This is a genomic window from Streptomyces sp. MP131-18 (assembly GCF_001984575.1).
GTDB lineage: Bacteria > Actinomycetota > Actinomycetes > Streptomycetales > Streptomycetaceae > Streptomyces > Streptomyces johnsoniae.
Window position 1 is genome coordinate 6750729 of the sequence record NZ_LZNS01000001.1, and the last position, 24965, is coordinate 6775693.

21 protein-coding genes, 1 rRNA gene and 1 pseudogene are annotated in these 24965 nt (G+C 72.6%); 16 read left to right on the forward strand and 7 right to left on the reverse strand.

From position 1 onward, the window contains the following. Window positions 1-67 precede the first annotated feature (67 nt). The 3 genes and pseudogenes from rrf (at window position 68) to STBA_RS38460 (ending at window position 2033) form a co-directional block, all read left to right on the forward strand. Window positions 68-184: ribosomal RNA gene (rrf, locus tag STBA_RS30145) — 5S ribosomal RNA — on the forward strand. Between the two features lie 175 nt (window positions 185-359). After that, window positions 360-1037 (forward strand): annotated as a pseudogene (locus tag STBA_RS38455) (tetratricopeptide repeat protein); the annotation flags it as partial. A gap of 306 nt (window positions 1038-1343) precedes the next feature. Then, entirely contained in the window at window positions 1344-2033 is a 690-nt protein-coding gene (locus STBA_RS38460; RefSeq protein WP_253195300.1) for a hypothetical protein, read from the forward strand. 6 nt (window positions 2034-2039) lie between these two features. Here STBA_RS38460 and STBA_RS30155 read toward each other — a convergent pair whose 3' ends face one another. The 3 genes from STBA_RS30155 to STBA_RS30165 are packed head-to-tail and all read right to left on the reverse strand — an operon-like array spanning window position 2040 to window position 5741. Further along, a complete protein-coding gene (locus STBA_RS30155) occupies window positions 2040-3848 on the reverse strand; it encodes an IucA/IucC family siderophore biosynthesis protein (RefSeq protein WP_077062212.1) in 1809 nt (602 codons plus the stop codon). Between the two features lie 4 nt (window positions 3849-3852). Next, on the reverse strand, window positions 3853-4440 hold the full coding sequence (locus STBA_RS30160) for a GNAT family N-acetyltransferase (RefSeq protein ID WP_077062213.1): 588 nt from the start codon (window positions 4438-4440) through the stop codon (window positions 3853-3855). A gap of 47 nt (window positions 4441-4487) precedes the next feature. Beyond that, window positions 4488-5741 carry a DUF1015 domain-containing protein gene (locus STBA_RS30165; protein ID WP_077062214.1) on the reverse strand — a complete coding sequence of 418 codons (1254 nt, stop codon included), beginning with the start codon at window positions 5739-5741 and terminating at the stop codon, window positions 4488-4490. Window positions 5742-5787: 46 nt separating this feature from the next. On the opposite strand from STBA_RS30165, the gene STBA_RS30170 reads away from it, so the two are divergent. The 6 genes from STBA_RS30170 (at window position 5788) to manD (ending at window position 12430) form a co-directional block, all read left to right on the forward strand. Continuing rightward, window positions 5788-6855 (forward strand): HAD hydrolase-like protein, encoded by a 1068-nt coding sequence (locus STBA_RS30170; RefSeq protein WP_077062215.1) that lies wholly within the window; start codon window positions 5788-5790, stop codon window positions 6853-6855. 43 nt (window positions 6856-6898) lie between these two features. Next, window positions 6899-7681, forward strand: a complete 783-nt coding sequence (locus STBA_RS30175; RefSeq protein WP_077063713.1) for a FadR/GntR family transcriptional regulator — start codon at window positions 6899-6901, stop codon at window positions 7679-7681. Window positions 7682-8003: 322 nt separating this feature from the next. Beyond that, entirely contained in the window at window positions 8004-9320 is a 1317-nt protein-coding gene (locus tag STBA_RS30180) for an extracellular solute-binding protein (RefSeq protein ID WP_077062216.1), read from the forward strand. After that, on the forward strand, window positions 9320-10288 hold the full coding sequence (locus STBA_RS30185; RefSeq protein ID WP_077062217.1) for a sugar ABC transporter permease: 969 nt from the start codon (window positions 9320-9322) through the stop codon (window positions 10286-10288). Before STBA_RS30180 ends, STBA_RS30185 begins: the two co-directional genes overlap by 1 nt. Continuing rightward, window positions 10285-11154: a carbohydrate ABC transporter permease gene (locus STBA_RS30190; RefSeq protein ID WP_077062218.1), complete on the forward strand. Its 870-nt coding sequence runs from the start codon at window positions 10285-10287 to the stop codon at window positions 11152-11154. The genes STBA_RS30185 and STBA_RS30190 overlap by 4 nt, the downstream gene beginning before the upstream one ends. A gap of 55 nt (window positions 11155-11209) precedes the next feature. Then, window positions 11210-12430, forward strand: coding sequence for a D-mannonate dehydratase ManD (manD, locus tag STBA_RS30195; RefSeq protein WP_077062219.1), 1221 nt, complete (start codon window positions 11210-11212; stop codon window positions 12428-12430). Window positions 12431-12487: 57 nt separating this feature from the next. Here manD and STBA_RS30200 read toward each other — a convergent pair whose 3' ends face one another. Continuing rightward, the gene (locus STBA_RS30200) at window positions 12488-13321 is read right to left on the reverse strand and encodes a siderophore-interacting protein (protein WP_077062220.1); all 834 of its coding nucleotides are present in this window, start codon (window positions 13319-13321) and stop codon (window positions 12488-12490) included. Between the two features lie 30 nt (window positions 13322-13351). Further along, window positions 13352-13543 carry a hypothetical protein gene (locus tag STBA_RS30205; RefSeq protein WP_077062221.1) on the reverse strand — a complete coding sequence of 64 codons (192 nt, stop codon included), beginning with the start codon at window positions 13541-13543 and terminating at the stop codon, window positions 13352-13354. A gap of 174 nt (window positions 13544-13717) precedes the next feature. Here STBA_RS30205 and STBA_RS30210 point away from each other — a divergent pair, with 174 nt between their 5' ends. From STBA_RS30210 to STBA_RS30230, 5 genes are all read left to right on the forward strand, one after another. Beyond that, window positions 13718-14050 (forward strand): hypothetical protein, encoded by a 333-nt coding sequence (locus STBA_RS30210; protein ID WP_077062222.1) that lies wholly within the window; start codon window positions 13718-13720, stop codon window positions 14048-14050. A gap of 7 nt (window positions 14051-14057) precedes the next feature. After that, entirely contained in the window at window positions 14058-14882 is an 825-nt protein-coding gene (locus STBA_RS30215; RefSeq protein ID WP_077062223.1) for a TlyA family RNA methyltransferase, read from the forward strand. Beyond that, a complete protein-coding gene (locus STBA_RS30220) occupies window positions 14879-15793 on the forward strand; it encodes an NAD kinase (RefSeq protein ID WP_077062224.1) in 915 nt (304 codons plus the stop codon). The genes STBA_RS30215 and STBA_RS30220 overlap by 4 nt, the downstream gene beginning before the upstream one ends. 53 nt (window positions 15794-15846) lie before the next feature. After that, entirely contained in the window at window positions 15847-17649 is a 1803-nt protein-coding gene (gene recN, locus STBA_RS30225; protein WP_077062225.1) for a DNA repair protein RecN, read from the forward strand. A 172-nt stretch (window positions 17650-17821) separates the two neighbouring features. Further along, entirely contained in the window at window positions 17822-18934 is a 1113-nt protein-coding gene (locus STBA_RS30230; protein ID WP_077062226.1) for a glycosyltransferase family 4 protein, read from the forward strand. Between the two features lie 27 nt (window positions 18935-18961). On the opposite strand, the gene STBA_RS30235 is transcribed toward STBA_RS30230, so the two are convergent. Then, window positions 18962-20014 (reverse strand): LacI family DNA-binding transcriptional regulator, encoded by a 1053-nt coding sequence (locus tag STBA_RS30235; protein ID WP_077062227.1) that lies wholly within the window; start codon window positions 20012-20014, stop codon window positions 18962-18964. A 136-nt stretch (window positions 20015-20150) separates the two neighbouring features. On the opposite strand from STBA_RS30235, the gene STBA_RS30240 reads away from it, so the two are divergent. Beyond that, window positions 20151-21095: a glycoside hydrolase family 16 protein gene (locus STBA_RS30240; protein WP_077062228.1), complete on the forward strand. Its 945-nt coding sequence runs from the start codon at window positions 20151-20153 to the stop codon at window positions 21093-21095. A gap of 33 nt (window positions 21096-21128) precedes the next feature. Here STBA_RS30240 and STBA_RS30245 read toward each other — a convergent pair whose 3' ends face one another. Then, window positions 21129-22934 carry a glycoside hydrolase family 15 protein gene (locus STBA_RS30245; RefSeq protein WP_077062229.1) on the reverse strand — a complete coding sequence of 602 codons (1806 nt, stop codon included), beginning with the start codon at window positions 22932-22934 and terminating at the stop codon, window positions 21129-21131. Between the two features lie 339 nt (window positions 22935-23273). On the opposite strand from STBA_RS30245, the gene STBA_RS30250 reads away from it, so the two are divergent. Next, complete coding sequence (locus tag STBA_RS30250; protein ID WP_077062230.1) at window positions 23274-24962, forward strand: CTP synthase; 1689 nt, start codon at window positions 23274-23276, stop codon at window positions 24960-24962. The last annotated feature ends 3 nt before the right edge of the window (window positions 24963-24965 follow it).

A 24965-nucleotide genomic window follows, 5' to 3' on the forward strand; every position in this document is an offset into this window, starting at 1 on the left:
GACGGCTATTTATCTTGAAGTGACAAGTGAAGAGTGCGCTTGTTCGCTTGGAGCACTTCCAAAGTGTTCCGGTGGTCATGGCGGAGGGGAAACGCCCGGTTACATTCCGAACCCGGAAGCTAAGCCCTCCAGCGCCGATGGTACTGCATGGGGGACCGTGTGGGAGAGTAGGACACCGCCGGACAATTTTTATGGGACCTCTGGTTTCTCAGCGTTCATGCTGGGAAATCAGAGGTCTTTTTTTTGTGAGCTGAGAGGCAGGAATCACGGCGATGTCGAATTCGGACGAGGAACGGCCGGCGCGGCCCGAGCGCGGGTCCGGCCGGGATGGACGGGACGACGGGCGGAACCGCGGTTACCGGCGGGACGAACGTCGTTTCGGTGGGCGGGACGGGGACCGTCGTGATGTTCGCCGTGATGAGCGGCCGCGCAGCTCCGGCCGGTTTGGGCGCGATGACCGGCGTGACGATCGGCCTGGCGGTAGTGGTGGTGGGTTCCGGCGTGACGACCGGCGGGATGACCGGCCGCAGGGTGAACGGCCCCGTGGGGGCGGTGGCTTTCGTCGGGACGATCGGCCTGGCGGCAGTGGTGGTGGGTTCCGGCGTGACGACCGGCGGGACGATCGGCCGCAGGGTGAACGGCCCCGTGGGGGCGGTGGCTTTCGTCGGGACGATCGGCCTGGCGGCAGTGGTGGTGGGTTCCGGCGCGATGACAGGCGGGATGACCGGCCGCAGGGTGAACGGCCCCGTGGGGGCGGTGGCTTTCGTCGGGACGATCGGCCTGGCGGCAGTGGTGGTGGGTTCCGGCGCGATGACAGGCGGGATGACCGGCCGCAGGGTGAACGGCCCCGTGGCGGAAGCGGATTCCGGCGGGACGACCGGCCTGGCGGCAGTGGTGGTGGATTCCGGCGTGACGACAGGCGGGACGATCGGCCGCAGGGTGAACGGCCCCGTGGGGGCGGTGGCTTTCGTCGGGACGATCGGCCGCATTCCGGCGGGGGTGGGTTCCGGCGGGATGACCGGCCGTACGGTGATCGTCCCCGTGGCGGTGGGGGCGGGTTCCGGCGCGATGACAGGCGTGATGACCGGCCGCATGCTGACCGGCCGCGGGGCGGCGGGGCTGGGTTCCGGCGGGATGACCGAGGGCGTGGCGGTGCCGCCGGATACCGGCGGGACGACCGCAGGGACGACAGGCGCGACGAGCGCCGTGACTCGGATCGGCCCGGCGGACGGGACTTCCGGGGGCGGCGCGATGACCGCGGCGGTCCCCGTGCGGGGTACCGGCGCGAGGGACGGGCGCGCGGTCCGGAGCAGCAGACGCGGCGGCTGCCCATCCCGGACGAGGTGACCGGGGAGGAGATCGACAGGTCGGTGCGGCAGGAGCTGATGAGTCTGCCGAGGACCCTGGCGATCGACGTGGCCAGGAACCTGGTCATGGTGGCGCAGCTGCTTGATGAGGACCCCGAGCGAGCCTACGGCTATGCGCGGGTTGCGTTGCGGCTGGCGTCGCGCGTGGCCGCCGTACGCGAGGCCGCGGGCTTCGCCGCGTACGGGGTGGAGAAGTACAGCGAGGCGCTGACCGAGTTCCGCGCGGCCCGGCGCATGTCCGGGGCGGTGGACCTGTGGCCGATCATGGCGGACTGCGAGCGCGGTATCGGGCGGCCGGAGCGGGCGCTTGCAATGGCCGGGGAGCCCGAGGTGCGGCAGCTGGACAAGGCGGGGCAGGTCGAGATGCGGCTGGTCGCGGCCGGCGCACGGCGTGACCTCGGTCAGGCGGAGGCGGCGGTCGTGACGTTGCAGAGCCAGGAGCTGGCGTCCACGGCCGTGCATCCGTGGACGGCCCGGCTGCGCTACGCGTACGCGGACGCCCTGCTCGCGGTGGGCCGCGAGCAGGATGCGCGGGAGTGGTTCGCGAAGACGGTCGAGGCCGACAGCGGCGGCACCACGAATGCCGCCGACCGGCTTGCCGAGATCGACGGGGTGGAGTTCGTCGACGCCCTGGACCCGGACGCCGACGAACCAGACGAGGAGTGACGCCGCTCAGGCGAAGCGGGCCAGGGGGTTCTCCAGCGTCCCGATGAGCTGGAGGGCCTCCGCGGCCTGCGCGGGGTCCTGGATGTTCACCATCTGCTGGTTGTTGCGCAGCTGAAGGCGGTTCAGGCAGGAGAGGGCGAAACGCTCCACGAACAGGTCGAGGCGATTGAACTTCTCGGCCAGGTGGGGCGTCGCTTTTTGGTAGTCGGTGATGCACTCGGCGACCGCGGCCCAGAAATCGTCCTCGTCGAGCAGGCCGGCCTCACTGAGGATGGCACTGAGGAACCGGAAGAAGCAGTCGAAGACGTCGGTGAACAGGGTGAGCGTCCACAGGTCGTCTGATATGTCCAGCCGCAGCGCCTCCATGACCGGGGGCAGCGGGGTGTCGGGGTTCATGACGCCGATTTCCTCGGCGATGTCCTTGATGAACACCCGCTGCGGGACGCCGTCCGCCAGCACCATGATCACGTTCTCGCCGTGCGGCATGAACACCAGGTCGTAGGCGTACAGGCAGTGCAGCAGCGGCGTCAGGTAGGCGGTGAGGTAGCGGCGCAGCCAGTCGGCGGCGGTGAGGCCGGATTCCTCGATGAGCGCGCCGACGAACGGGTCGCCGTAGCGGTCGACGTGCAGGAGCGAGGCCATGGTGGCGAGGCGTTCGCCGGGCCGCAGGGAGGGGACCGGGCTCTCGCGCCACAGGGCGGCGAGCATTTTCAGGTAGGGCGAGCCCTTCTCCGCGATGGCCTCGTACTGCGTGTGGTGGTAGCCGATGGAGGCGCGTTCCCGCAGGACGCCGAAGCCGTTGGCGGTGAGGAACGCGTCGCCGGTGACGGTCTCCGCCACCCACTCGTTGATGGCGGGGGTGCGGTCCATGTAGGCGGCGGAGAGGCCGCGCAGGAAGCCCATGTTGAGGACCGAAATGGCGGTCTTCACGTAGTGCTTGCCGGGGGCGCTGGTGTTGAAGAACGTGCGGATCGACTGCTGGGCCTGGTACTCGTCGTCGCTGTGGCCGAGGAACACCAGGTGACGGCGGGCTATCTCGGCGGCGAAGGTGATGGTCAGCTTGTTGACCCACTGCCAGGGGTGCGCCGGGAAGAGGTAGTAGTCGTCCAGGTCGAGGCCGAGGTCGGCCATGCGGTCGGCGAAGGCGCGCAGGGTTTCCTGGGCGATTTCCTGGGCGATGAGCGTGTCGTAGTCGAGGTCGGCGGACGACTTGAACGTGGCCAGATCGCGGCGGGCGGCCAGCCACACCAGGCGGACGGGGGCGGCGGCCTCGGGTGTGTAGGCGTGGTACTCAAGGCCGTCGAAGCCGATGCGCCCGTTGTTGGCGACGAAGCAGGGGTGGCCCTCCGTCATCCCGGCCTCGATCGTCTGGAAGTCGCTGCGGGCCAGTTCGGCCGCGGTGCGCGGGGGTGCGGCCAGTTTGTACGCGGTGCCCGCCAGGGTGCTGCTGATCTCTTCGAGGTAGACGGGGAGGACGGAGTCGTCGAGGCCGAGGGTGCCGCGCAGGTCCACGAAGAAGTCGAGGGCGTCGAGGGTGAGCGGGGCGCCGTCACGTTCGCGGGTGATGCTGGAGGCGTCGACCTGCCAGTGGTCAAGGGCGAGGCGGCGGGCGGCGAAGCGGTAGGCGACGGTGCCGTCGTCGCTGTGGACGGTGTGGCGGCCGTCGGGCGCGGGCTCCGGGGAGAGGATGCGTTCGTGGGAGAACTCGGCGAGTGCCTTGCGGATCAGCAGGCGGTTGGCGCGCTCCCAGTGCTCGGGCGTGAGGTGGGCGACGATCTCGTGTCCGGCGGCGGGGTGGGGGTGGGGGAGGGGCATGGGGTCATTCACTCCTGGTCGTCGCCGGGGCGGCGGCTGCCGCCGGTGCGTACTGCTCGCGCGTGCAGGTGCTGAGGTAGGCGTCCTTGCCGGGGAGGGACACGGTCCGTTCGACGCGGAAGCCGACGGCGGCGTTCAGTGCGTGGACGGACCGGTTGCGCACGTCGGGTTCGACGACGACGCGGCGGGTGGCGGGGTCGGCGAAGAGCAGTTCCATGACGGTGGTGATCACGGCGCGGGTGAAGCCGTGCAGCGGGGTGTCGGTGGGGGCGACCAGGAAGTGCATCCCGACGTCGCCGGGACGCACGTCGTAGGCGGCGCCGACCGGCTCGGTCGCCGGGTCGTAGCGTTCGACGAGGAACGCGGGGCGGCCGTTGTGCAGGCCGAGCAGGGCCTCGTGCGTGGGGGAGGCGGCGATGGCGCGGAACTCCTCCTGCACGTCGGCGAGCTGGGCGTTCTGCATCAGCCAGAAGACCGACTTGGGGTGTGTGAGCCAGCGGTGGAGCAGCTCGGCGTCGGTGGCGGGGTCGACGTGGCGGAGGGCGAACTGCCCCAGCCGGTCGTCCTGTCGGGCGAAAATGGTGGCGCTCATGCGGCTCCCAGATGAGGCGGTCAAGCTGGGAGTGAGGTTAGCCTAACCTAATTTTCGTCGGCAATGTCGAGTGGCCTGAGCAGCAGGCCCGTGGCCGGTTTCGGACCGAACGACGTCGACTTGTGCGGCATGGTGACCCCGGCCTCGGCAAGCGCGCGTACCGTCGGCTCGGCCACGGCCCGCATCAGGACGGCGCTGCCGCCGGCACGCTCGGCCTGGGCGACGGCGGCGTCCGCGTCGTGCAGGTGGCGCACCGTTCCCGGCTCGACGTCGGACCGCCACAGCGTGCCGAGCAGCGCGGCGTGCAGCACGGTCGCGTCCAGGCGGCGCCAGGCGGGCGGGCGGTCGTGGCGGACGGTGCGGTCGAGCAGCCCCGGATCGGGTCGGTCGAGCAGATGGCAGTGGCCCTCGCCCGCCAGGAGGAACGCCGTGCCCGGTGTCGTGTCGAGGAGGTCCAGGGCGTGCGCGGCCGGTACGTCGAGGCGCCGGGTGCGGAACGCACCGTTGAGCCGCGCCAGGGCCGCGGCCGGCGGCAGCGTGGGCAGGACGCGGTGGATGGGCTGCACATGCAGCGGGTACCTGGCGGTGTCGACCAGCAGCACGAGTCCGCGGTCCCACGGCGGCCGGCCCTCGTGCTCGGCGGACAGCCGCAGGTAGGTCGCCCAGCGGTGGTGGCCGTCCGCGATCAGGGCCCGATGGCCCCTCAGGCCCCCGGTGAGCGCGGCGACTTCGGCCGGTTCCGTCACCGGCCACAGGCGGTGGCGTGTGCCGTCCGCGGTGGTGGTGGCCAGTAACGGGGGGCGGCGCGCGATGCGTTCGACGGCGTCCGTGGTGGAGTCGGTGCCGTGGCAGGCGAGCAGCAGCGGTTCCAGGTTCGCGGCCGTGGCGCGCATCAGCGCGGCCCGGTCCTCGACGACGTCCGGCATGACGTCCTCGTGCGGCAGCACCACGCCCGCCTCGGGAGGGCTGAGCGCGAGGGCGCCGATCAGGCCGCGCTGGAGCGTTCCGCCCGCGCGCTGCTCGTAGACCCACACGGCCGGGTCCGGGTCGGCGGCCAGCACGCCTTCCGCGCGCCACCCGCGCAGCGTCCGTGCGGCATCGCGGTGGGCCGCGGCGGGGTCGCCCGCCTGCGGGAGGATCAGCCGGACGATGTTGTAGCGGTCGGCGGTCTGGAGTTCGCGCAGCCCGTCCGGGCGGACGACGACGTCGTAGGGCGGGGAGGTGACGGCGGCGAGGCTGCCGACCCGGTCCTGGGCGTAGCGCAGGGCGCGGAACGGCGCGAGGTCGAGACCGGCGTGCATCCCCGCATCGTAGGCGCTGGGGGGCGTGCGCGATGATCGGACCGACATGGCTGAATCGACGAATGAACGAAGCGACCCGCCGTCCGCCCCGCGGACCGCGCCCGGCGAGTGCGCCCAGGCGCTGTGCGAGGCGTACGACACCGCGCTGCTCGACCTGGACGGCGTGGTCTATGCGGGCGGCGACGCGCTGCCGCACGCCGTCGCGTCACTGCGGACGGCTCGGTCCCGCGGGATGCGGCTGGCGTACGTGACGAACAACGCGGCCAGGACGCCGCGGACCGTCGCGGACCATCTGACGCGGCTCGGCGTGCCCGCGGAGCCCGCGGAGGTCGTCACCTCGGCGCAGGCCGTGGCGCGGCTGATCGCCGAGCAACTGCCCGTGGGCGCCCGGGTGTTGTGCGCGGGCGGCGAGGGCCTGCGGGTGGCCTTGGCCGAACGGGGCCTGCTGCCGGTGGACTCGGCGGACGACGATCCCGCCGCGGTGGTGCAGGGGTACGGCGGCCCGGAACTGCCCTGGGGGGTGCTGACGGAGGCGGCGCTCGCGGTGAACCGCGGGGCGGCCTGGTTCGCCTCGAACACGGACCTGACGATTCCCAGCGGGCGCGGCACGGCGCCGGGGAACGGGGCCGCGGTGGAGGTCGTGCGCATCGCGACCGGGTACCGCAAGGAGCCGCGGGTGGCGGGCAAGCCGTGCCCGCCGATGCACCGGGAGAGCATTCTGCGGACCGGCGCGTGGCGCCCGCTGGTGGTCGGCGACCGGCTGGACACCGACATCGAGGGCGCGCACGCCGGCGGCGTCGACTCGTTGCTGGTGCTGAGCGGTGTGACGGACGCGGCGGAACTGCTCGCGGCGCGGCCGGCGCACCGGCCGACGTACGTGGCGGCCGACCTGCGCGGCCTGCTCGTCGCCCAGCCGGCCCCGGTGCCGGACGGCGACGGGTTCGCCTGCGGCGGGTGGCGGGCGTCGGTGCGCGCCGGGCGGCTGGAGCTGTCGGGGCAGGACGACGACCCGCTGAACGGGCTGCGCGCGCTGTGCGCCGCGGCCTGGTCGGCGGCGGGACGGGAGCGCGGCACGGCGGAGTGCGGGGCGGCCGTCGCGCGGCTGGGGCTGTGACGCGGGAGTCACCGCGGTGGCGGCACCCTGTATCCTCCAGAGCATGCCCGCCGTCCCCGCCTCAGCGCCGGGCCGCGTCGCCCCTCAGCAGCGGGGACTGCTGACCGAGCGGATCGCTCGTCAGCTGGAGCACGACATCCGGTCCGGGAAGTTCGCCGTCGGGGCCAAGCTTCCGTCCGAGCGGGAGCTGGCCACGCAGTTCGGCGCGAGCCGCAATGTGGTGCGCGAGGTGTTGCGGCGTCTGGAGGCGCAGCACCTGATCTCGGTGGCACCCGGCCGCGGCTCGTTCGTCAGCGAGCAGTCCTCGGGGCAGGCGCGCAGCTACGACGCGCTGTACCGGGCGGGGCGGCCGACGGTCAGGCAGCTGATCGAGGCGCGTATTCCGCTGGAGGTCGAGATCGTGGGGCTCGCCACCGAGCGGGCCACCGAGGAGGATCTGGCCGTGATGCGGGCGGCCAACGACGGGCTGCTGCACGCGACGGACGTGATCGTGAAGGCGAACGCGGACCTCGCGTTCCACGACGCGATCGCGGCGGCGAGCGGCAATCCGGTGCTGCGGATCATGCTGTCGTCGATCAGCGGCATGATGTTCGAGATGATGCTCCGGTCCAATTCGGACCCGTCGATCGGCGAGCCAGGGGTGCCGCACCATCCGGAGATCCTGGCCGCGATCCTGGACCGCGACGTCGAGCTTGCGCGCCGGCACATGCGCGAGCATCTGCGGCTGGGGCTGCGCACGTACGGGCGGGACCTGGATGTGAGTGTCGGCGTCATGGCGCAGCAGCACATCGAGACACTGCTGCGGCAGGGGAACGGCCACTCCTAGGTCCTGTTGTTTGGATCTTCGTGGGTCAGGTCGCGTTGTCAGATGCGGTGGTCCCCCAGGTCTTTGGGGGCCTGGGAGGTGCCCCCAAGGCGGTGGATCGCACTGGGCACCTCCCAGGGAGCCAGGCCGGGGGAGTGCCGTAGCTGGCAGCCGCGGGCCCGCGAAGATCCGAACGACAGGGCCTAGTCGCGGGCGGCGGCTTTCCGGGGGGCTCGCGGATTGAGGGTGGTCATCCGGTGGTCTCGCTGTTATGGTCCCACTGGTCCTACCAGTTGGACCAGGAAAAGCGGGACAGAACGTAGCAAGAAAGTCGAGGACGCGGATGTCCACGAGGAGCCAGTCCCTCAGCCGCCGTTCCTTCGGGAAACTCGCGGCGGCCGCGGCGGCAGCCGCGGGCGGGGTCACGCTCGGCGCCTGTTCGAGCGGCGGGGGCACCGCCTCGCCGAACGCGCCCTTGCGGATCATGGCGATCAATCACGTGTGGACGCACACGATCAGCAAGCGCCTCGGCGAGTTCGAGGATTTGATCGGCCGACGGGTGTCCATATCGATGCTCACCGCCGACCAGCTGGCCAACAGCTACAACGTGAAGCTGAACGCGTCGGCCACCGACGTGGACGTGATGATGGTCCGCGCGCTCCAGGAGCAGCTGATCTTCGCCCACAACGGCTGGCTCACCGACCTGTCCGACCGGGTGCGGGACGATGCCTTCCGCTGGGACGACTTCCAGGAAGCGCCGCGTGAGCGCTCCGCGACCGCGGGCAAGGTGCTGAGCGTGCCCGTCGTGACCGAGCGGCCCGCGCTGTACTACCGCAAGGACCTCGTGGCGGACCTCGGCGGCCCGCCGCGCACGCTGGACGCCCTCATGGACCAGTCCCTGGAGCTCGCCGACCGGCGGAACAACTTCTTCGGCTACGTCGGACGCGGCCAGCGCAACGGTTCGGTCAGCCAGTGGTCCAGCTTCCTGTACTCCTTCGGCGGCGACTTCACCGTCGACGGGCAGTCGGCGATCGGCACGCCCGAGGCCATCGCGGCCTACGAGTTCTACGGGCGGCTGCTGGAGCGCACCGGGCCGCCCGGCGTCACCAACATGAGCCTCGAACAGGCCATGCCGATCTTCGCGCAGGGCAAGGCGGCGTTCTACATCGACGCCGACGCCATCTACACCAACTTCCTCGACCCGGGCGTCTCGACCGTCCAGGACACTGTCGGCTTCGCGCCGTTCCCCGCGGGCCCCGCCGGGTCGCGGCCGCACAACATCCCGTCGTGGAGCCTGGCGATCAACGAGTTCTCCCTGCTGCGCGACGACGCCTGGGCGTTCATCCGCTGGGCGTCGAGCCCCGAGATGGTCGCGGCCCTCCAGTCCGAGGGCATACCCGGGGCCCGCGAGTCCGCGTGGTCGGACCCCGCGACGCTCGGCGCGTTCCCCGGGGAACTGGCCGAGAGCATGCGGATCAGCACCGAGAACGGCCTGGGCCACGACCGGCCCGACGTACTCCAGGTCAGCCGCGCCAGGGACATCGTCGGCCGCCCGCTCGTGGCCGGGATCCTCGGGGAATCGGTGCCGCCCGTCGCGCGCGACGCCGACGCCGAGTTCGCCGACTTCCTTGTCCGCGACAACCGCCACCGGGAGAGCTGATGCCCACCACCAAGGCCCCGGAGACGACCCCGGAGCGCGCGGCCCTCCCCGGCCCGCGCCGCCCGCGCACCACGCGCGCGCCCCGCACGTTCGAGCAGGCCAACCGGCGGCTGAAGTGGGCCATGCTCGCCCCCGCGCTCGTGTTCGTCGGGGCGATGATCGTCTTCCCGCTGATCTTCACCGTCAACCTCAGCTTCACCGATGCCTTCGGCGCGGTGAACGCGGACAAGGGCTACGTCGGCTTCCAGAACTTCACCGATGCCCTGGAGGATTCCAGGCGCTTCTGGCCGGCGATCCGGCGCACCGTCTGGTTCACGATCGGTGCCGTGGCGATCGAGACCGTACTCGGCCTCGCCCTCGCGATGCTGATGCGCAAGGCGTTCCGCGGCATGCGCTGGGTGCGCACGCTGCTGATCATCCCGCTGCTCACCACGCCGGTGGCCATCGGCATCCTGTGGCTGCTCATCCTGGACCCGACCAACGGCATCGCCAACCACCTGCTGGACTCCCTCGGGCTGCCGCCGCAGGAATTCCTCGGCTCGGTGAGCCAGTCGCTGCCGACCCTGATGTTCATCGACGTCTGGCAGTGGACGCCGATGATGACGCTGCTGCTCCTCGCGGGCCTGTCCACCCTGCCCGAGGAGCCGGAGGAGGCGGCCCGGGTCGACGGGGCCAACGGCTGGCAGCGCTTCCGGCACGTCATCCTGCCGATGCTCGGCCCCACGCTGGCCACCGCGCTGGTGCTGCGTTCCGTGGATGCGCTGAAGACGTTCGACATCCTCTACGCCACCAAGGGACCGGGCGGCGGCTCGGACTTCGAGGTGGAGACCCTCAACGTCTACGCCTACGGGCTGACGTTCGACTACCAGGAGTACGGGCTCGCCTCGGCCGTGCTCGTCCTGTTCACCCTCTTCATCATCGGCGTCGTGGTCGTGCTCAGGCGCCGCGCCGGAAGGAAGTCCGCATGAGTGCCGCGACCTCGTCCCGTCCCGCGCCGCAGCGCCCCCGCGTCCGCAGCCGCGGGCGGCGGCGGAGCTGGTCGTGGCTGCGCGGCGTCGCCGTCACCGTGGTGTCCCTGGTCTTCGCGCTGCCGCTGGTGTGGATGTTCGCCGCCGCGTTCAAGACGAACGTGCAGGTCACCGACCCGAGCGTCGGGCTGATCTTCTCGCCCACCCTGGACAACTTCCGCAACATCGTGGAGGACGGCGAGGTCTTCCGCTCCATGCTGAACTCGCTGATCGTCGGCGTGGTCTCCACCGTTCTGTCCGCCGTCATCGCCGTGCCCGCCGCCTGGGCCGTCGGCCGGTTCCGCATGCACCGCACCGGGTCGGTGGTGCTCGTCGCGCGCATCGTTCCGGCGATCTCGCTGCTGGTGCCGTGGTACTACCTGTTCGCGCAGATCGGCCTGGTGGGCAGCTACACCGTGCTGGTGCTCAGCCACATGTTCGTCTCGGTGCCGCTGATCCTGTGGATCATGATCGGCTTCTTCGAGAGCCTGCCGGTCGAGCTGGAGGAGGCCGCCCGCACGGACGGGCTCAGCGCCTTCGGCGCGTTCTGGCGGATCGCGCTGCCGCTGGCCGCGCCCGGCACCGCGACCGCCGCGCTGCTCGCGTTCGTCTCCAGCTGGAACAACTTCATGTTCGCGCTGATCTTCGCGGACGAGGACACGCAGACGGTGCCCGTGACGCTGTTCAACTTCATCTCCTACGCCAGCACCGACTGGGGCGGGCTGATGGCCGCCGCCAGCCTGATCACCGTTCCCGTCGTCATCGCCGCCCTCATCGGGCAGAAATACCTGGTGGCCGGTCTGACGGCCGGAGCCACCAAGGGCTGACGCCCCCAGCCCGTCCACGCCCGCCCCACGCCAGGAAGTGCAGGAAGAATCCCCTATGAAGATCGTCGACGCGAACGTCGTCGTCACCAGCCCCGGCCGCAATTTCGTCACCCTGGAGATAGCGACCGACGAGGGCCTCACCGGCCTGGGCGACGCGACGCTCAACGGGCGTGAACTCGCCGTCGCCAGCTACCTCACCGACCACGTCGTGCCGCTGCTGCTCGGCACCGACCCGCACCGCATCGAGGACACCTGGCAGTACCTGTACCGGGGCGCCTACTGGCGGCGCGGACCGGTGACCATGGCGGCCATCGCCGCGGTCGACGTCGCGCTGTGGGACATCAAGGCCAAGGCCGCGGGCCTGCCGCTGTACCAGCTCCTGGGCGGCGCGAGCCGCGAGCGCGTGCGGACCTACGGGCACGCGGGCGGGCGGGACGTTCCCGAACTGTTCGACTCGATTCGCGCGCGGCTGGCCGAGGGTTACCCCGCGATCCGCGTGCAGACGGGCGTTCCCGGCCTGACGAAGGTGTACGGCGTGCGCAGCGAGGCCGAGCTGGCCGAGGAGAGCGCCGGTCGCGGGCGCGTGGCCCGTCCGGTGGTGGAGGACTGGGACACCGACGCGTATCTGCGCCACATCCCGCGGGTGTTCGAGGCGGTCCGCAGCGAATTCGGTCCCGAGCTGCCGCTGCTGCACGACGCCCACCACCGGCTGACGCCGATCCAGGCCGCGCGCCTGGGCAAGGAGCTGGAGCCGTACCGGCTGTTCTGGCTGGAGGACTGCACGCCCGCCGAGAACCAGGAGGGGCTGCGGCTGGTGCGCGAGCACACCACCACGCCGCTGGCGATCGGCGAGGTGTTCAACAGCGTGCACGACTACCGGACGCTGGTGGACGAGCAGCTGATCGACTACGTGCGCTCGGCAGTGACGCACTTCGGCGGGGTCTCGCCGCTGAAGAAGCTGTTCGACTACGCCGCGCAGCACCAGATCAAGAGCGCCATCCACGGGCCCGAGGACATCTCGCCGGTCGGCATGGCCGCCGCGATCCACCTCGACCTCGCGGTGCACAACTTCGGGATACAGGAGTTCTCCGGGCACACCGCGCTGACCAACGAAGTGTTCCGGCACGCCTACACGTTCACCGACGGGTACCTGCACCCGGGCGAGGAGCCGGGCATCGGCGTCGAACTCGACCGCGGGCTCGCGACGGCCCACCCCTACGCACCGTCCTACCTGCCGGTCAACCGGCTCCAGGACGGCACCGTTCACGACTGGTGACGCGGTCCTGGGCCCGCCGCCCGTACGGCCGGGCGGCGGGGAACGGCGCGGCGGCCGTCAGGCGGCGGCCGCCGCGGCGATCGCCTCGTTGATCAGGTCCTCCTCCGAGGTGCCGCGGCGCCAGTAGCCGGTGAACGTGACGCGGGGGCGGTCCACACCCCGGTCGTTCACCAGGTGGCGGCGCAGGCCCCGCACGGTGCTCGCCTCGCCGGCGAGCCACGCGTAGGGCGTGCCGCCGGGGAACGCGGCGCTCCTGACCGCGTCCAGCACGGAGGCGCCCGGCGCCTCCTCGCGGACCAGCCAGGTGATGTCCGCGTCCGCTTTCGTCGGCAGCTCCCTGCGGTCGGCGGCGTGGTCCACCTCGATCCACACCTGGGCGCCGATGCCGGGCGGCAGCCAGGCGAGGATGCCCTCGACGGCCGGGAGCGCGGTGGCGTCCGCGGTCACCAGAACCCAGTCGGCCTCCGGCGGCGGGCGGAAGTCGACGCCGCCGTTGTCCTCCTCGACCGGGCCGAGCAGCGTCAGCTCGTCGCCCGCGACCGCCCGCGCGGCCCACCGGGAGGCGACGCCGACGTCGCCGTGCAGGGCGAAGTCGATGTCCAGCTCGTCCGGCTCGCGGCGGTGTTCGCGCACGGTGTAGGTGCGCATCGTGGCGCGCTCGCCGGGGCTCATGCGCTGCCAGGCGGGCCACCAGCCGGCGCCCGCGCCGCGCGGCACGACGGCCCTTGGCTGGCCGGGGTGCGGCAGGAACAGTTTGATCCGCTGGTCCCGGCCGCCGCCGGCGAACCGGGCCAGCGCCGCACCGCCGACGGTGACCCGGACGAATCCGGGGCTGATGCGGTCGGCGCGCAGGACGTGCACGTCGAAGAATTCGAAGGGTGCGGCTGTCATGGTCGTCCTCCCGGGGGTCCGGCTTCGGCGTCAGCCGAGCCGCTCGGCGTTGCTGAGGGCTTGGGTGAGCCGCTCGACGAGCGGCGCGCAGCCCTGGTGGGTCCAGCGCTCCTCCATGGACCAGGGCACGATCCGGCGGGCCCGCGTGCGGGCCGCCGGGACCCGGCCGCGCGCGGTGGCGACGCGCCGGGGGGAGGGGATCGGCGTGCGGGGTCTGGCCATACAGACTGCCTTGGCCTCTCGGTCGATTCGGGCAAAGGTTAGGCTAACCTAACTGCACGGTGCCCGCGAGATCCAGCAGCCGGAGGGACGTGCGACCCGCGCGCGCCCCATGCGCCGTGGCCGTTCCCGCGGCGCGGCGGCCGGCCCGGGCGGCCACCGGGTAGCGTCGGGCGCATGCACCAGCCCCAGCCCCACGACGCAGCGCCGCCGCCCGCGGCGGAACGGGCCCACCGGGCCGGCGAACCGTCCGGGGAGCAGCCCCCGGCCCACGACGAGGCCTCCGACGAGGCCCCGGCCGCCGGCGAATACGCCGAGGACGGCCCGCGCCCGCTCGGCATCGCCGTCGAGCGCACCGGCAACGCCGAGGTCGACGCCCGGCTCGCGCGCCTCGCCGACGCCGACGGACTCGGCGTCGGCGGCCACATCGAGGTGTACGAGGATGTCCACCGTGGCCTGCGCGAGACGCTGGCCGCCCTCGACCGGCCGTCCGTCACCCCCAGGAGCTGAACTCCCCGTGGCAGCAGCGACACAGCGACGCCTGAGCCGACTCGACGCGGAGCTGGTACGGCGCCGGCTGGCCCGTTCCAGGGAGCACGCCAGAACGCTCATCGACGCCGGCCGGGTCACCGTGGACGGCGCCACCGCGGCCAAGGCCGCCACCCAGGTCGCCACCAGCGCCGCCGTCGTCGTGCGCGAGGACAACGGCGATCCGGACTACGTCTCCCGCGGCGGCCACAAACTCGCGGGGGCCCTGGCGGCGTTCACCCCGCACGGCCTGACCGTCGGCGGCCGGCGCGCCCTGGACGCCGGTGCGTCCACCGGCGGATTCACCGACGTGCTGCTGCGGGCGGGCGCTGCCTCGGTCGTCGCCGTCGACGTCGGCTACGGCCAGCTCGCCTGGTCCCTGCGCGCCGACGACCGCGTCACGGTCAAGGACCGCACCAACGTGCGGGAGCTGACCGTGGCGGAGATCGGCGGCGAGCCGGTCGAACTCGTCGTCGGCGACCTGTCGTTCATCCCGCTCGGCCTGGTCCTGCCCGCCCTGGTCCGCTGCGCGGCTCCCGGCGCCGACTTCGTGCTCATGGTCAAGCCGCAGTTCGAGGTCGGCCGCGAACGCCTCGGCAGCGGCGGCGTCGTGCGCAGCACGCAGCTGCGCGCCGAGGCCGTGCGCACCGTGGCCCGGCACGCGGCCGGCCACGGCCTCGGCGTGGCGGGCGTCACGGCCAGCCCGCTGCCCGGCCCCTCCGGCAATGTTGAATACTTTCTCTGGCTGTGCGCCGGGGCACCCGCACTCGACCCGGCCGACGTCGACCGCGCCGTGACGGAGGGCCCGCAGTGACCACCAGCGAGGACGCACGCACCGTCTTCCTGCTCGCGCACACCGGCCGCCCCGCGGCCATCCGCAGCGCCGAACTGGTGGTCCAGGGGCTGCTCGCCCACGGCATCGGCGTCCGCGTACTCGCCGAGGAGGCCGCCGACCTGCCGCTGCCCCCGGCAGTGGAGCGGGTCGAGAAGGACGCGCCGGGCTGCGGCGTCCTGGACGGCTGCGAACTCCTCATCGTCCTCGGCGGCGACGGCACCCTGCTGCGCGGCGCCGAGTTCTCCCGCGCCTCGGGTGTGCCCATGCTGGGCGTCAACCTCGGACGCATCGGTTTCCTCGCCGAGGCGGAACGCGACGACCTCGACAAGGTCGTCGACCGCGTCGTCGGCCGCGCCTACGAGGTCGAGGAACGCATGACCCTCGACGTCCTCGTGCGTGACAACAGCAACACCGTGTACGCCGACTGGGCCCTCAACGAGGCGTCCGTGGAAAAGGCCGCCCGCGAACGTCTGCTCGAAGTCGTGATCGAGGTGGACGGCCGTCCGGTCTCCGGCTTCGGCGGCGACGGCGTCGTGTGCGCCACCCCGACCGGCTCCACCGCCTACGCGTTCTCCGCCGGCGGGCCCGTCGTCTGGCCCGAGGTCGAGGCGCTGCTCATGGTGCCCATCAGCGCCCACGCCCTGTTCGCCAAACCGCTGGTCACCGCGCCGGACTCGGTCCTCGCCGTCGAGCTGAGGCACCACACCCAGCCGGGCGTGCTGTGGTGCGACGGCCGCCGCAGCGTCGACCTGCCGCCGGGCGCCCGCGTCGAAGTGCGCCGCGGGGCCGTTCCCGTGCGCCTGGCGCGGCTCCACCACGCCCCCTTCACCGACCGTCTCGTCGCCAAATTCGCCCTCCCGGTGGCCGGCTGGCGCGGCGGCACGCACTGAGCCGGAGCCTTCCGTACAGGGGCCGTCGTCGCCAGGCGCCCGGTTAACCTCGTATGGTCGTATCCGTGTTGGAGGAGATGCGGATCAAGGACCTGGGCGTGATCGACGACGCCATCGTCGAGCTGTCCTCCGGCTTCACCGCGGTGACGGGGGAGACCGGCGCGGGCAAGACCATGGTCGTCACCAGCCTGGGCCTGCTGCTCGGCGGGCGCGCGGACGCCGGGTACGTACGGGCCGGCGCCGCCGCCGCGGTCGTGGAGGGCCGCATCGCCGTCGCGCCCGACTCCGCGGCGGCGCACCGGGCCGGGGAAGCCGGCGCCGAGCTGGACGAGGGGGCGCTGCTCGTCAGCCGCACCGTCTCGGCCGAGGGCCGCTCCCGCGCCCACGTCGGCGGGCGCACCGTTCCCGCGGGACTGCTCGGCGAGCTGGGCGAGGACCTGGTCGCCGTCCACGGCCAGACCGACCAGCAGGGGCTGCTGCGCCCCGCGCGGCAGCGGCGGGCCCTCGACCGCTACGCGGGGCGGGCCGTGTCCGCCCCCCTCGTCGACTACCGGGAGACGTATCAGCGGCTGCGCGCCGTCGCCGCCGAGCTGGCCGAGCTGACCACCCGCGCCCGCGAACGTGCCCAGGAGGCCGACCTGCTGCGGTTCGGACTCGATGAGATCGCCGCGGCCGAGCCGCGCGCGGGCGAGGAGGCCGAACTGGCCGCGGAGGCCGCGCGCCTCGGCCACGCCGAGGCGCTGGCCGCCGCCGCGGCCACCGCCCACGGCGCGCTGGCCGGCGATCCGGCCGACCCCGAGGGCGTCGACGCCGTCACGCTGGCCGGCGGCGCCCACCGCGCGCTCCAGGCCGTCCGCGACCACGACCCGGCGCTCGCCGGCCTCGCCGACCGGCTCGGCGAGGTCGCGATCCTGCTGGCCGACATCTCCGGCGACCTCGCCGGGTACGCCGACGGCCTGGACGCCGACCCGCTGCGCCTGGCCGCCGTGGAGGAGCGCCGCGCGGCGCTCACCCACCTCATCCGCAAGTACGCCGACCGCGACGGGGACACCGAAGGCTGCACCGCCGTGCTGGCCTGGGCGGAGCACGGCGCCGCCCGCCTCGCCGAGCTGGACGGCGACGACGACCGCATCGGCGAGCTCACCGCGGAACGTGACGCCCTGCGCGACCGGCTGGCCGGCCTCGCCGCCACGCTCACCGACGCGCGCCGCGAGGCGGCGAAGCGGTTCGCCGACGCGGTCACCGAGGAGCTGGCCCAGCTCGCCATGCCGCACGCGCGCATCCTCGTCGACGTCCGCCTGACCGAGGCGGCACCGGATGACGAGGACGCGATCGACCTCGACGGCCGCCAGGTGGCCGTCGGTCCGCACGGCGCCGACGAGGTCGAACTGCTGCTCGCCCCGCACCCGGGCGCCCCGGCGCGCCCGATCGCCAAGGGCGCCTCCGGGGGCGAGCTGTCCCGCGTGATGCTGGCCGTCGAGGTGGTGTTCGCCGACGCGGCGCCCGTGCCGACCTACCTGTTCGACGAGGTCGACGCCGGGGTGGGCGGCAAGGCCGCGGTCGAGGTCGGCAGGCGGCTGGCCAGGCTCGCCGACTCCGCCCAGGTCGTGGTGGTCACCCACCTGCCGCAGGTCGCCGCGTTCGCCGACCGGCACCTCGTCGTGGAGAAGACCAGCGACGGGTCCGTCACCCGCAGCGGCGTGCGCTCCGTGCACGGCGAGGGGCGGGTGCGCGAGCTGTCCCGGATGCTCGCCGGGCAGGAGGACTCCAGTCTGGCCCGCGCCCACGCCGAGGAACTGCTGGCCACCGCGGCGAGCCTCGGCCGCCGCGCGGCCGGCGGAGGGCGGGGGGCATAGGCCCGTTCACTCACCCGTGCGAGTGGCGGGCGCTACCGCGATCAGGGGCCCGGCTGGCATCCTGGACGGCGTCCCACTCCCACGAACGGGAGGTCGCCGAGCGCACCGCGGGCCGGCCGGCGGCGACGCGACCACCAAGCCGCTACGGCGGGCAAGTCCGGGAGAGGATGGCGTGAGCAGCTCGACCGCACCGCCGCACGGCCGTCCCCCGCTGCACGTGGTGCAGCTCCTCGGCGGCGGGAGCGTGGGCACGGGCGCACACGTTCGTTCGCTGTCCGCGGGCCTCGTCGCCCGCGGTGTCCGCGTCACGGTCGGGGCCGCGCCCCCGGCGGAGCGCAAATACCGGTTCACCGCGGCCGGGGCGCGCTTCGTGCCGGTCCCGGTGCGGATGACCCCGGCGGCGCTCGGCATGTTCGCGGCCCTGTGCGCGGACGCCGACCTCGTGCACGCCCACGGCATGCGGGCCGGACTGCTCGGCGCGCTGGCGCTGCGTCGCCGCGGCACGCCCCTCGTCGTCACCTGGCACAGCCGGTCCACGGCCCCCGGGCTGCGCGCCCGGGGGCGCGGCCTCACCGAGTCCTGCGTGGCGCGCGCCGCGTCCGTGGTGCTCGCCACCACCTCCGACCTCGTCGACCGGGCCCGCAGCCGGGGAGCGCGCGATGCCCGCCTCGCGCCGGTGGCCCTGCCGTCCGCGCCCCCGGCGGACGAGGGCGCCGCGCCGTGCAAGCTCAGGGCCGAGCTGGGCGCCGTCGGCAGGCCGCTGCTCGTCGCCGAGGCGCGGCTCGACCGTTCGCAGACCGCCGGCGTACTGCTCGCCGCCGCCCGCGGCTGGCGGCGGCTGGCGCCCCAGCCGCTGCTCGCCGTCGTCGGCGAGGGGCCGGAGCGCACCGCGCTCCAGCGGCGCATCGACCGGGAACGACTGCCCGTCCGGCTCCTCGGCCGGGGGAACGACCCGGCCGCGCTGCTCGCCGACGCCGACGTGGCCCTGCTCATCGCCCGCTGGGCGGGACGCGCCCCGCTGGCCGAGGAGGCGCTGCGGCGCGGGGTGCCGCTGGTCGCGACGGCGGTGGGTGGCGTCACCGAGGTCGTCGGCGATGCCGCGGTCCTGGTGCCCTACGGCGATCCGCAGGCGCTGGGCGCCGCCGTCGGTGCGCTGCTGTCGGATCCCGACCGGCGCGCGGCGCTGGCCGCGGCCGGGCGCGCCAGGGCGCGCAGCTGGCCGACGGAGGACACCACGGTGGCCCAGGTGCTCAGCGTGTACGACGAGCTGGCCGCCGCCCCGTGACGCGGCCCGCCGTCCGCGGGGCGCGCGTCACGACGAGCCGCGGACGACCAGGCGCGCCGGAGTGACCACCGGGGCCGGGGGCGCGTCGTCTTCGGACGCGCCGCCGCGGCCGAGGCGTTGCAGCAGGAGGCCGGCCATCAGCTCGCCCATCCGTTCCACGTCCTGCCGCACCGTCGTCAGCGAGGGCTCGGACCAGGTGGCGGCCGGTTCGAGGTCGTCGTAGCCGACGACCGCCACGTCGTCCGGCACCCGCAGGCCGCGGTCCCGCAGCGTCCGCAGGGCGCCCGTCGCCATCAGGTCGTTGCCCGCGAACACCGCGTCGGGCCGCGCCGCGGGGCCGGGGGAGCGGTCGAGCAGCCAGGCCATGGCCTGCGCGCCGCCCTCCACCGTGAAGTCGCCGTGCGCGTGCAGGCCGGGGTCGGGGGCCTCGGCGCCGAGCGCGTCGAGGTAGCCGTCGAGCCGGTCGGAGGCGGAGGTCTGGTCCAGCGGTCCGGTGATCACCGCGATCCGCTTCCTGCCACGTTCGAGCAGGTGGCGAACGGCCTGCCGGGCGCCGTCCCGGTTGTCCGTGTCCACGTACAGGATGTCCGGCTGCCGCTCGGCGCCGCTCCAGCCCGGCCGGCCGCCGAACACGGTGGGCAGGCCGGAGGCGGCCGCGATGGCCGGCAGCGGGTCGTCGTTGTGCAGCGAGAACATCAGCGTGCCGTCGACATGACCGCCGGTCAGGTAGCGCCCTATCCGTTCGTAGTCGGCACGCTGTTCGAGCAGCATCAGCAGCAGCTGCGTGTCGTGTGCCGCCAGCGTCCTGCTGATGCCGCGCAGCTGCCGCGCGAAGAACGGGTCCGCGAAGACCCGGGTCTCGGGCTCGGCGATCACCACGGCGACGGCGCCGGTGCGGCGCGTGACCAGATTGCGCGCCGCGATGTTCGGCACGTACCCCAGGGCGGCCACCGACGCCTTGACCCGTTCCCTGAGCTCGGGCCTGACCCCCGCCGTGCCGTTCACCACGCGTGAGACGGTCGCGCGCGACACGCCCGCATGGGCGGCCACGGCCTCCAGGGTGGGATGGTCACCGTGCACTTTTCAGTCCTCTTCCTTCGCGGGCTCTTGACGCTACCGGCATGCGGCGGCAGTGTGCAGTGGCACGACATGAGAGCGCTCTCACCGTCTTTGGTACGGCCCCCCACTTCCCCCCACACCGGAAGAGTGCACTGTCATGAAACTGAAAATCCGCAGGTGGCCGGCCGCCGCCGCGGCCGGCGTGGCCGCCCTGGCCGCGCTGGTCACCCTCTCCCTCCCCACCGCAGGCGCGCAGGAGCCCGACGCCGCCGCACAGGACGCGCCCGGCACGCTCGCCGAGATCTGGCGCAGCGACTTCGAAGGACCGGCCGGCTCCCTCCCGGCCGGCAGCGACTGGATCATCGACACCGGCACCGGCTACCCGGGCGGGCCGCCCAACTGGGGCACCGGCGAGATCCAGACGTACACCGACGACCCGGCCAACATCCAGCTGAACGGCTCGGGACAGCTGGAGATCACCGCGCTGCGCAACGGCGATGCCTGGACCTCGGCGCGCATCGAGACCCAGCGCGCCGACTTCGCCGCGCCCGAAGGCGGCGTGCTGCGGATCGAGGCGTCCCTGAAGCGCCCGGACGTCTCCGGTGAGCAGGCCCTCGGCTACTGGCCCGCGTTCTGGACGCTGGGCGGCGACTACCGCGGCAACTACTGGAACTGGCCGGGCATCGGCGAGTTCGACATCATGGAGAACGTCAACGGCCTGCCGCAGGTCTGGGGCGTGCTGCACTGCGGCGTCAACCCCGGCGGCCCGTGCAACGAGACCAACGGCATCGGCGCCTCCACCCCGTGCGACACCTGCGGCACCGCGTTCCACGAGTACGCCATCGAGCTGGACCGCACGGGTGACACCGAGTACCTGCGCTGGTACCTGGACGGTCAGGAGTACCACTCGGTCAGCTCCGCCGACATGGACGCCGCGACGTGGGCCAATGCCACCGACCACGGCCACTTCATCCTGCTCAACCTCGCGATGGGCGGCGCGTTCCCCAACGGGGTGGCCGGACAGACCACCCCGACGCCCGCCACCGTGTCCGGCGGGAAGCTGACCGTGGACTACGTGTCCGTCTCGGTCACCGGCCCCTGACCAGCCGGGCGTACGGCGGCCGAGCGCGCCGCATCAGCCGCCGTACGCCCCCGACGCCGTCAGGCGCAGCGCTGTGTCGATCAGCGGCACGTGGCTGAACGCCTGCGGGAAGTTGCCCACCTGGCGCATCCGGCGCGGGTCCCACTCCTCGGCCAGCAGGCCGAGATCGTTGCGCAGCGCGAGCAGCTTCTCGAACAGCTTGCGGGCCTCGTCGACCCTGCCGATCATGGCCAGGTCGTCGGCCAGCCAGAACGAACACGCCAGGAACGCGCCCTCGTCGCCCTCCAGGCCGTCGACGCCCGCCTCCTCGCCCGCGGTGGGGTAGCGCAGGATGAAGCCGTCCAGCGTGGACAGCTCCCGCTGGATCGCCTCGATGGTGCCGATCACCCGCTTGTCGTCGGGCGGCAGGAAACCCATCTGCGGGATGAGCAGCAGGGAGGCGTCCAGCTCCCTTGAGCCGTAGGACTGGGTGAAGGTGTTGCGCTCCTTGTCGTAGCCCTGCTCGCACACCGAACGGTGGATCTCGTCCCGCAGCTCGCGCCACCGTTCCAGCGGGCCGTCCACCTCGCCCGACTCGATCAGCTTCACGGTGCGGTCGACGGCGACCCAGGCCATCACCTTGGAGTGCACGAAGTGCCGGCGCGGCCCGCGGACCTCCCAGATGCCCTCGTCGGGCTCGTCCCAGTGGTCCTCCAGGTAGCGGATCAGCTTCAGCTGGAGCAGGTTCGCGTGGTCGTTGCGGGCCAGGCCCGTCATGTGCGCCAGGTGCAGCGCCTCGGTGACCTCGCCGTACACGTCGAGCTGGAGCTGCCCCGCGGCGCCGTTGCCCACCCGGACGGGCTGGCTGTTCTCGTAGCCGGGCAGCCAGCTCAGCTCCGCCTCGGCCAGCTCGCGCTCGCCCGCGATGCCGTACATGATCTGGAGGTTCTGCGGGTCGCCCGCCACCGCGCGCAGCAGCCACTCGCGCCAGGCGCGGGCCTCGTCGTGGTAGCCCGTGCGCAGCAGCGACGACAGCGTGATCGCCGCGTCGCGCAGCCAGGTGAAGCGGTAGTCCCAGTTGCGCGAGCCGCCGATCTCCTCGGGGAGCGACGTGGTGGGGGCGGCGACGATGCCGCCGGTGGGCGCGTAGGTCAGCGCCTTCAGGGTGATCAGGGAACGGACCACGGCCTCGCGGTACGGACCGTGGTAGCTGCACTGCGCGACCCAGCCCCGCCAGAACTCCTGCGTGACCCGCAGCGACTCCTCCGGGTCGGCGACGGGCGGCTCGCTCTTGTGCGAGGGCTGCCAGACGATCGTGAACGCCACCCGGTCGCCCGGCGCGACGGTGAAGTCGGAGTAGGTCGTCAGGTTCTTGCCGTAGGTGTCGGCCGAGGTGTCCAGCCACACCGAATCGGGCCCGGCGACGGCCACCGTGCGGTCCTCGACCTTGTGCACCCAGGGCACCACCCAGCCGTAGGAGAACCGCATCCGCAGCGCGGAGCGCATCGGCACCCGGCCGCTGACGCCCTCGACGATGCGGACCAGCTGCGGGGCGTCCGTCCCGCGCGGCGGCATGAAATCGGTCACTCTGACCGTGCCGCGCGGGGTGTCCCACTCGGATTCCAGGATCAGCGAATCACCCACGTAGCGGCGCCGGCTCGCGCGCGGCGGCGGCATGTCCTTGCCGTACGCGGGACCGATCCGCCAGAAGCCGTGGTCGTCGGTGCCGAGCAGCCCGGCGAACACGGCATGGGAATCGAAGCGCGGCAGGCACATCCAGTCGGCCGACCCGTCGCGCCCGATGAGGGCGGCGGTCTGCATGTCCCCGACGAGTGCGTAATCCTCGATGCGCCCGGCCACTTGCCACTCCAGTCGAACAGTGTTCCGCCCCGTGGGACGTGCGGTTTTCCGTCGCCCATTCGGGCGTCCGAGCAGAATACGACGACGCTCACCGATCTGCTGGACGTACGTCACAGTTGCCCAGGGCAGCCCGGGTGAGCTTGTTCACGTTGGTTCAAAAATGTCGGTGTCTTCCGATGGAAACACTTCGGCGTCACCTTAGGTTCCCTCCACTGATACCCTGGTAGCCCGTGGACCGGAGGGCAGTGAACCCCCGAACCCAAGCGACGTTCCCCCGGAGTATCCCCGCGCCGGAGCGTCTGGCATCCGACCTCGCGACCACGGGAGCTCCACTTGGCCATGCCGCCCAGTAGTACGACGACCAAGCACATCTTCGTCACCGGCGGGGTCGCCTCCTCGCTCGGCAAGGGGCTCACCGCCTCAAGCCTCGGAGCGCTGCTCAAGGCACGCGGACTTCGAGTCACCATGCAGAAGCTGGACCCGTATCTGAACGTGGACCCCGGCACCATGAACCCGTTCCAGCACGGTGAGGTCTTCGTCACCAACGACGGGGCCGAGACCGACCTGGACATCGGGCACTACGAGCGCTTCCTCGACGTCGACCTCGACGGCAGCGCCAACGTCACCACCGGCCAGATCTACTCCACCGTGATCGCCAAGGAGCGGCGCGGCGAGTACCTGGGCGACACCGTGCAGGTGATCCCGCACATCACCAACGAGATCAAGCACCGCATCCGCCGGATGGCCACCGACGACGTCGACGTGGTGATCACCGAGGTCGGCGGGACCGTCGGCGACATCGAGTCGCTGCCGTTCCTCGAGGCCGTGCGGCAGGTGCGCCACGAGGTCGGGCGGGACAACGTCTTCGTCGTGCACATCTCGCTCCTGCCCTACATCGGCCCCTCGGGCGAGCTGAAGACCAAGCCCACCCAGCACTCCGTCGCCGCCCTGCGCAGTATCGGCATCCACCCCGACGCGGTGGTGCTGCGCGCCGACCGCGAGGTGCCCACCGCGATCAAGCGGAAGATCTCGCTCATGTGCGACGTCGACGAGGCCGCGGTGGTGGCCGCCATGGACGCCAAATCGATCTACGACATCCCGAAGGTGCTGCACGACGAGGGCCTGGACGCCTACGTCGTGCGCCGCCTCGACCTGCCGTTCCGCGACGTCAGCTGGACCGAGTGGAACGATCTGCTGCGCCGCGTCCACCGTCCCGAGCACGATGTGACGGTGGCGCTGGTCGGCAAGTACATCGACCTGCCGGACGCCTACCTGTCGGTGACCGAGGCGCTGCGGGCCGGCGGCTTCGCGAACAACGCCAGGGTCCGGATCAAGTGGGTCACCTCCGACGACTGCCGCCCGCCGGGCGGGGCGGCCCAGCAGCTCGCGGGCTGCGACGCGATCTGCGTTCCCGGCGGCTTCGGCGACCGCGGCATCGAGGGCAAGATCGCCGCCATCACCTACGCCAGGCAGCAGCGCATCCCGCTGCTCGGGCTGTGTCTCGGCCTCCAGTGCATCGTGATCGAGGCGGCGCGCAACCTCGCCGGGATCGAGGGCGCCAACTCCACCGAGTTCGACCAGGCCGTCGCCCACCCGGTGATCTCCACGATGGAGGAGCAGCTGGACATCGTCGCCGGCGACGGTGACATGGGCGGCACGATGCGGCTCGGCCTGTATCCGGCCAAGCTCGCCGAGGGCTCCGTCGTCCGCGAGGTGTACGGCGGCGAGCCGTACGTCGAGGAGCGCCACCGGCACCGTTACGAGGTCAACAACGCCTACCGCGCGGAGCTGGAGAAGAAGGCGGGACTCGTCTTCTCCGGCACCTCCCCGGACAACAAGCTGGTGGAGTACGTGGAGTACCCGCGGGACGTGCACCCCTACCTCGTGGCGACGCAGGCGCACCCGGAGCTGCGGTCCCGGCCGACGCGTCCGCACCCGCTGTTCGCCGGGCTGATCCGGGCGGCCGTGGCCGGCCGTGGCGCGCCGGTCGGCGACCCGGACGAGGCACCGGGCCGCGGGGCCGACTGAGGC

Coding starts and splice junctions, on each gene's coding strand:
- STBA_RS30170 (WP_077062215.1), top strand. CDS start 5,788: ATGGCTGAATCGACGAATGAACGAAGCGACCCGCCGTCCGCCCCGCGG.
- STBA_RS30180 (WP_077062216.1), top strand. CDS start 8,004: ATGTCCACGAGGAGCCAGTCCCTCAGCCGCCGTTCCTTCGGGAAACTC.
- STBA_RS30160 (WP_077062213.1), bottom strand. CDS start 4,440: ATGAGCGCCACCATTTTCGCCCGACAGGACGACCGGCTGGGGCAGTTC.
- STBA_RS30240 (WP_077062228.1), top strand. CDS start 20,151: ATGAAACTGAAAATCCGCAGGTGGCCGGCCGCCGCCGCGGCCGGCGTG.
- recN (WP_077062225.1), top strand. CDS start 15,847: ATGGTCGTATCCGTGTTGGAGGAGATGCGGATCAAGGACCTGGGCGTG.
- manD (WP_077062219.1), top strand. CDS start 11,210: ATGAAGATCGTCGACGCGAACGTCGTCGTCACCAGCCCCGGCCGCAAT.
- STBA_RS30200 (WP_077062220.1), bottom strand. CDS start 13,321: ATGACAGCCGCACCCTTCGAATTCTTCGACGTGCACGTCCTGCGCGCC.
- STBA_RS30165 (WP_077062214.1), bottom strand. CDS start 5,741: ATGCACGCCGGTCTCGACCTCGCGCCGTTCCGCGCCCTGCGCTACGCC.
- STBA_RS30205 (WP_077062221.1), bottom strand. CDS start 13,543: ATGGCCAGACCCCGCACGCCGATCCCCTCCCCCCGGCGCGTCGCCACC.
- STBA_RS30175 (WP_077063713.1), top strand. CDS start 6,899: ATGCCCGCCGTCCCCGCCTCAGCGCCGGGCCGCGTCGCCCCTCAGCAG.
- STBA_RS30250 (WP_077062230.1), top strand. CDS start 23,274: ATGCCGCCCAGTAGTACGACGACCAAGCACATCTTCGTCACCGGCGGG.
- STBA_RS30190 (WP_077062218.1), top strand. CDS start 10,285: ATGAGTGCCGCGACCTCGTCCCGTCCCGCGCCGCAGCGCCCCCGCGTC.
- STBA_RS30155 (WP_077062212.1), bottom strand. CDS start 3,848: ATGCCCCTCCCCCACCCCCACCCCGCCGCCGGACACGAGATCGTCGCC.
- STBA_RS30185 (WP_077062217.1), top strand. CDS start 9,320: ATGCCCACCACCAAGGCCCCGGAGACGACCCCGGAGCGCGCGGCCCTC.
- STBA_RS30210 (WP_077062222.1), top strand. CDS start 13,718: ATGCACCAGCCCCAGCCCCACGACGCAGCGCCGCCGCCCGCGGCGGAA.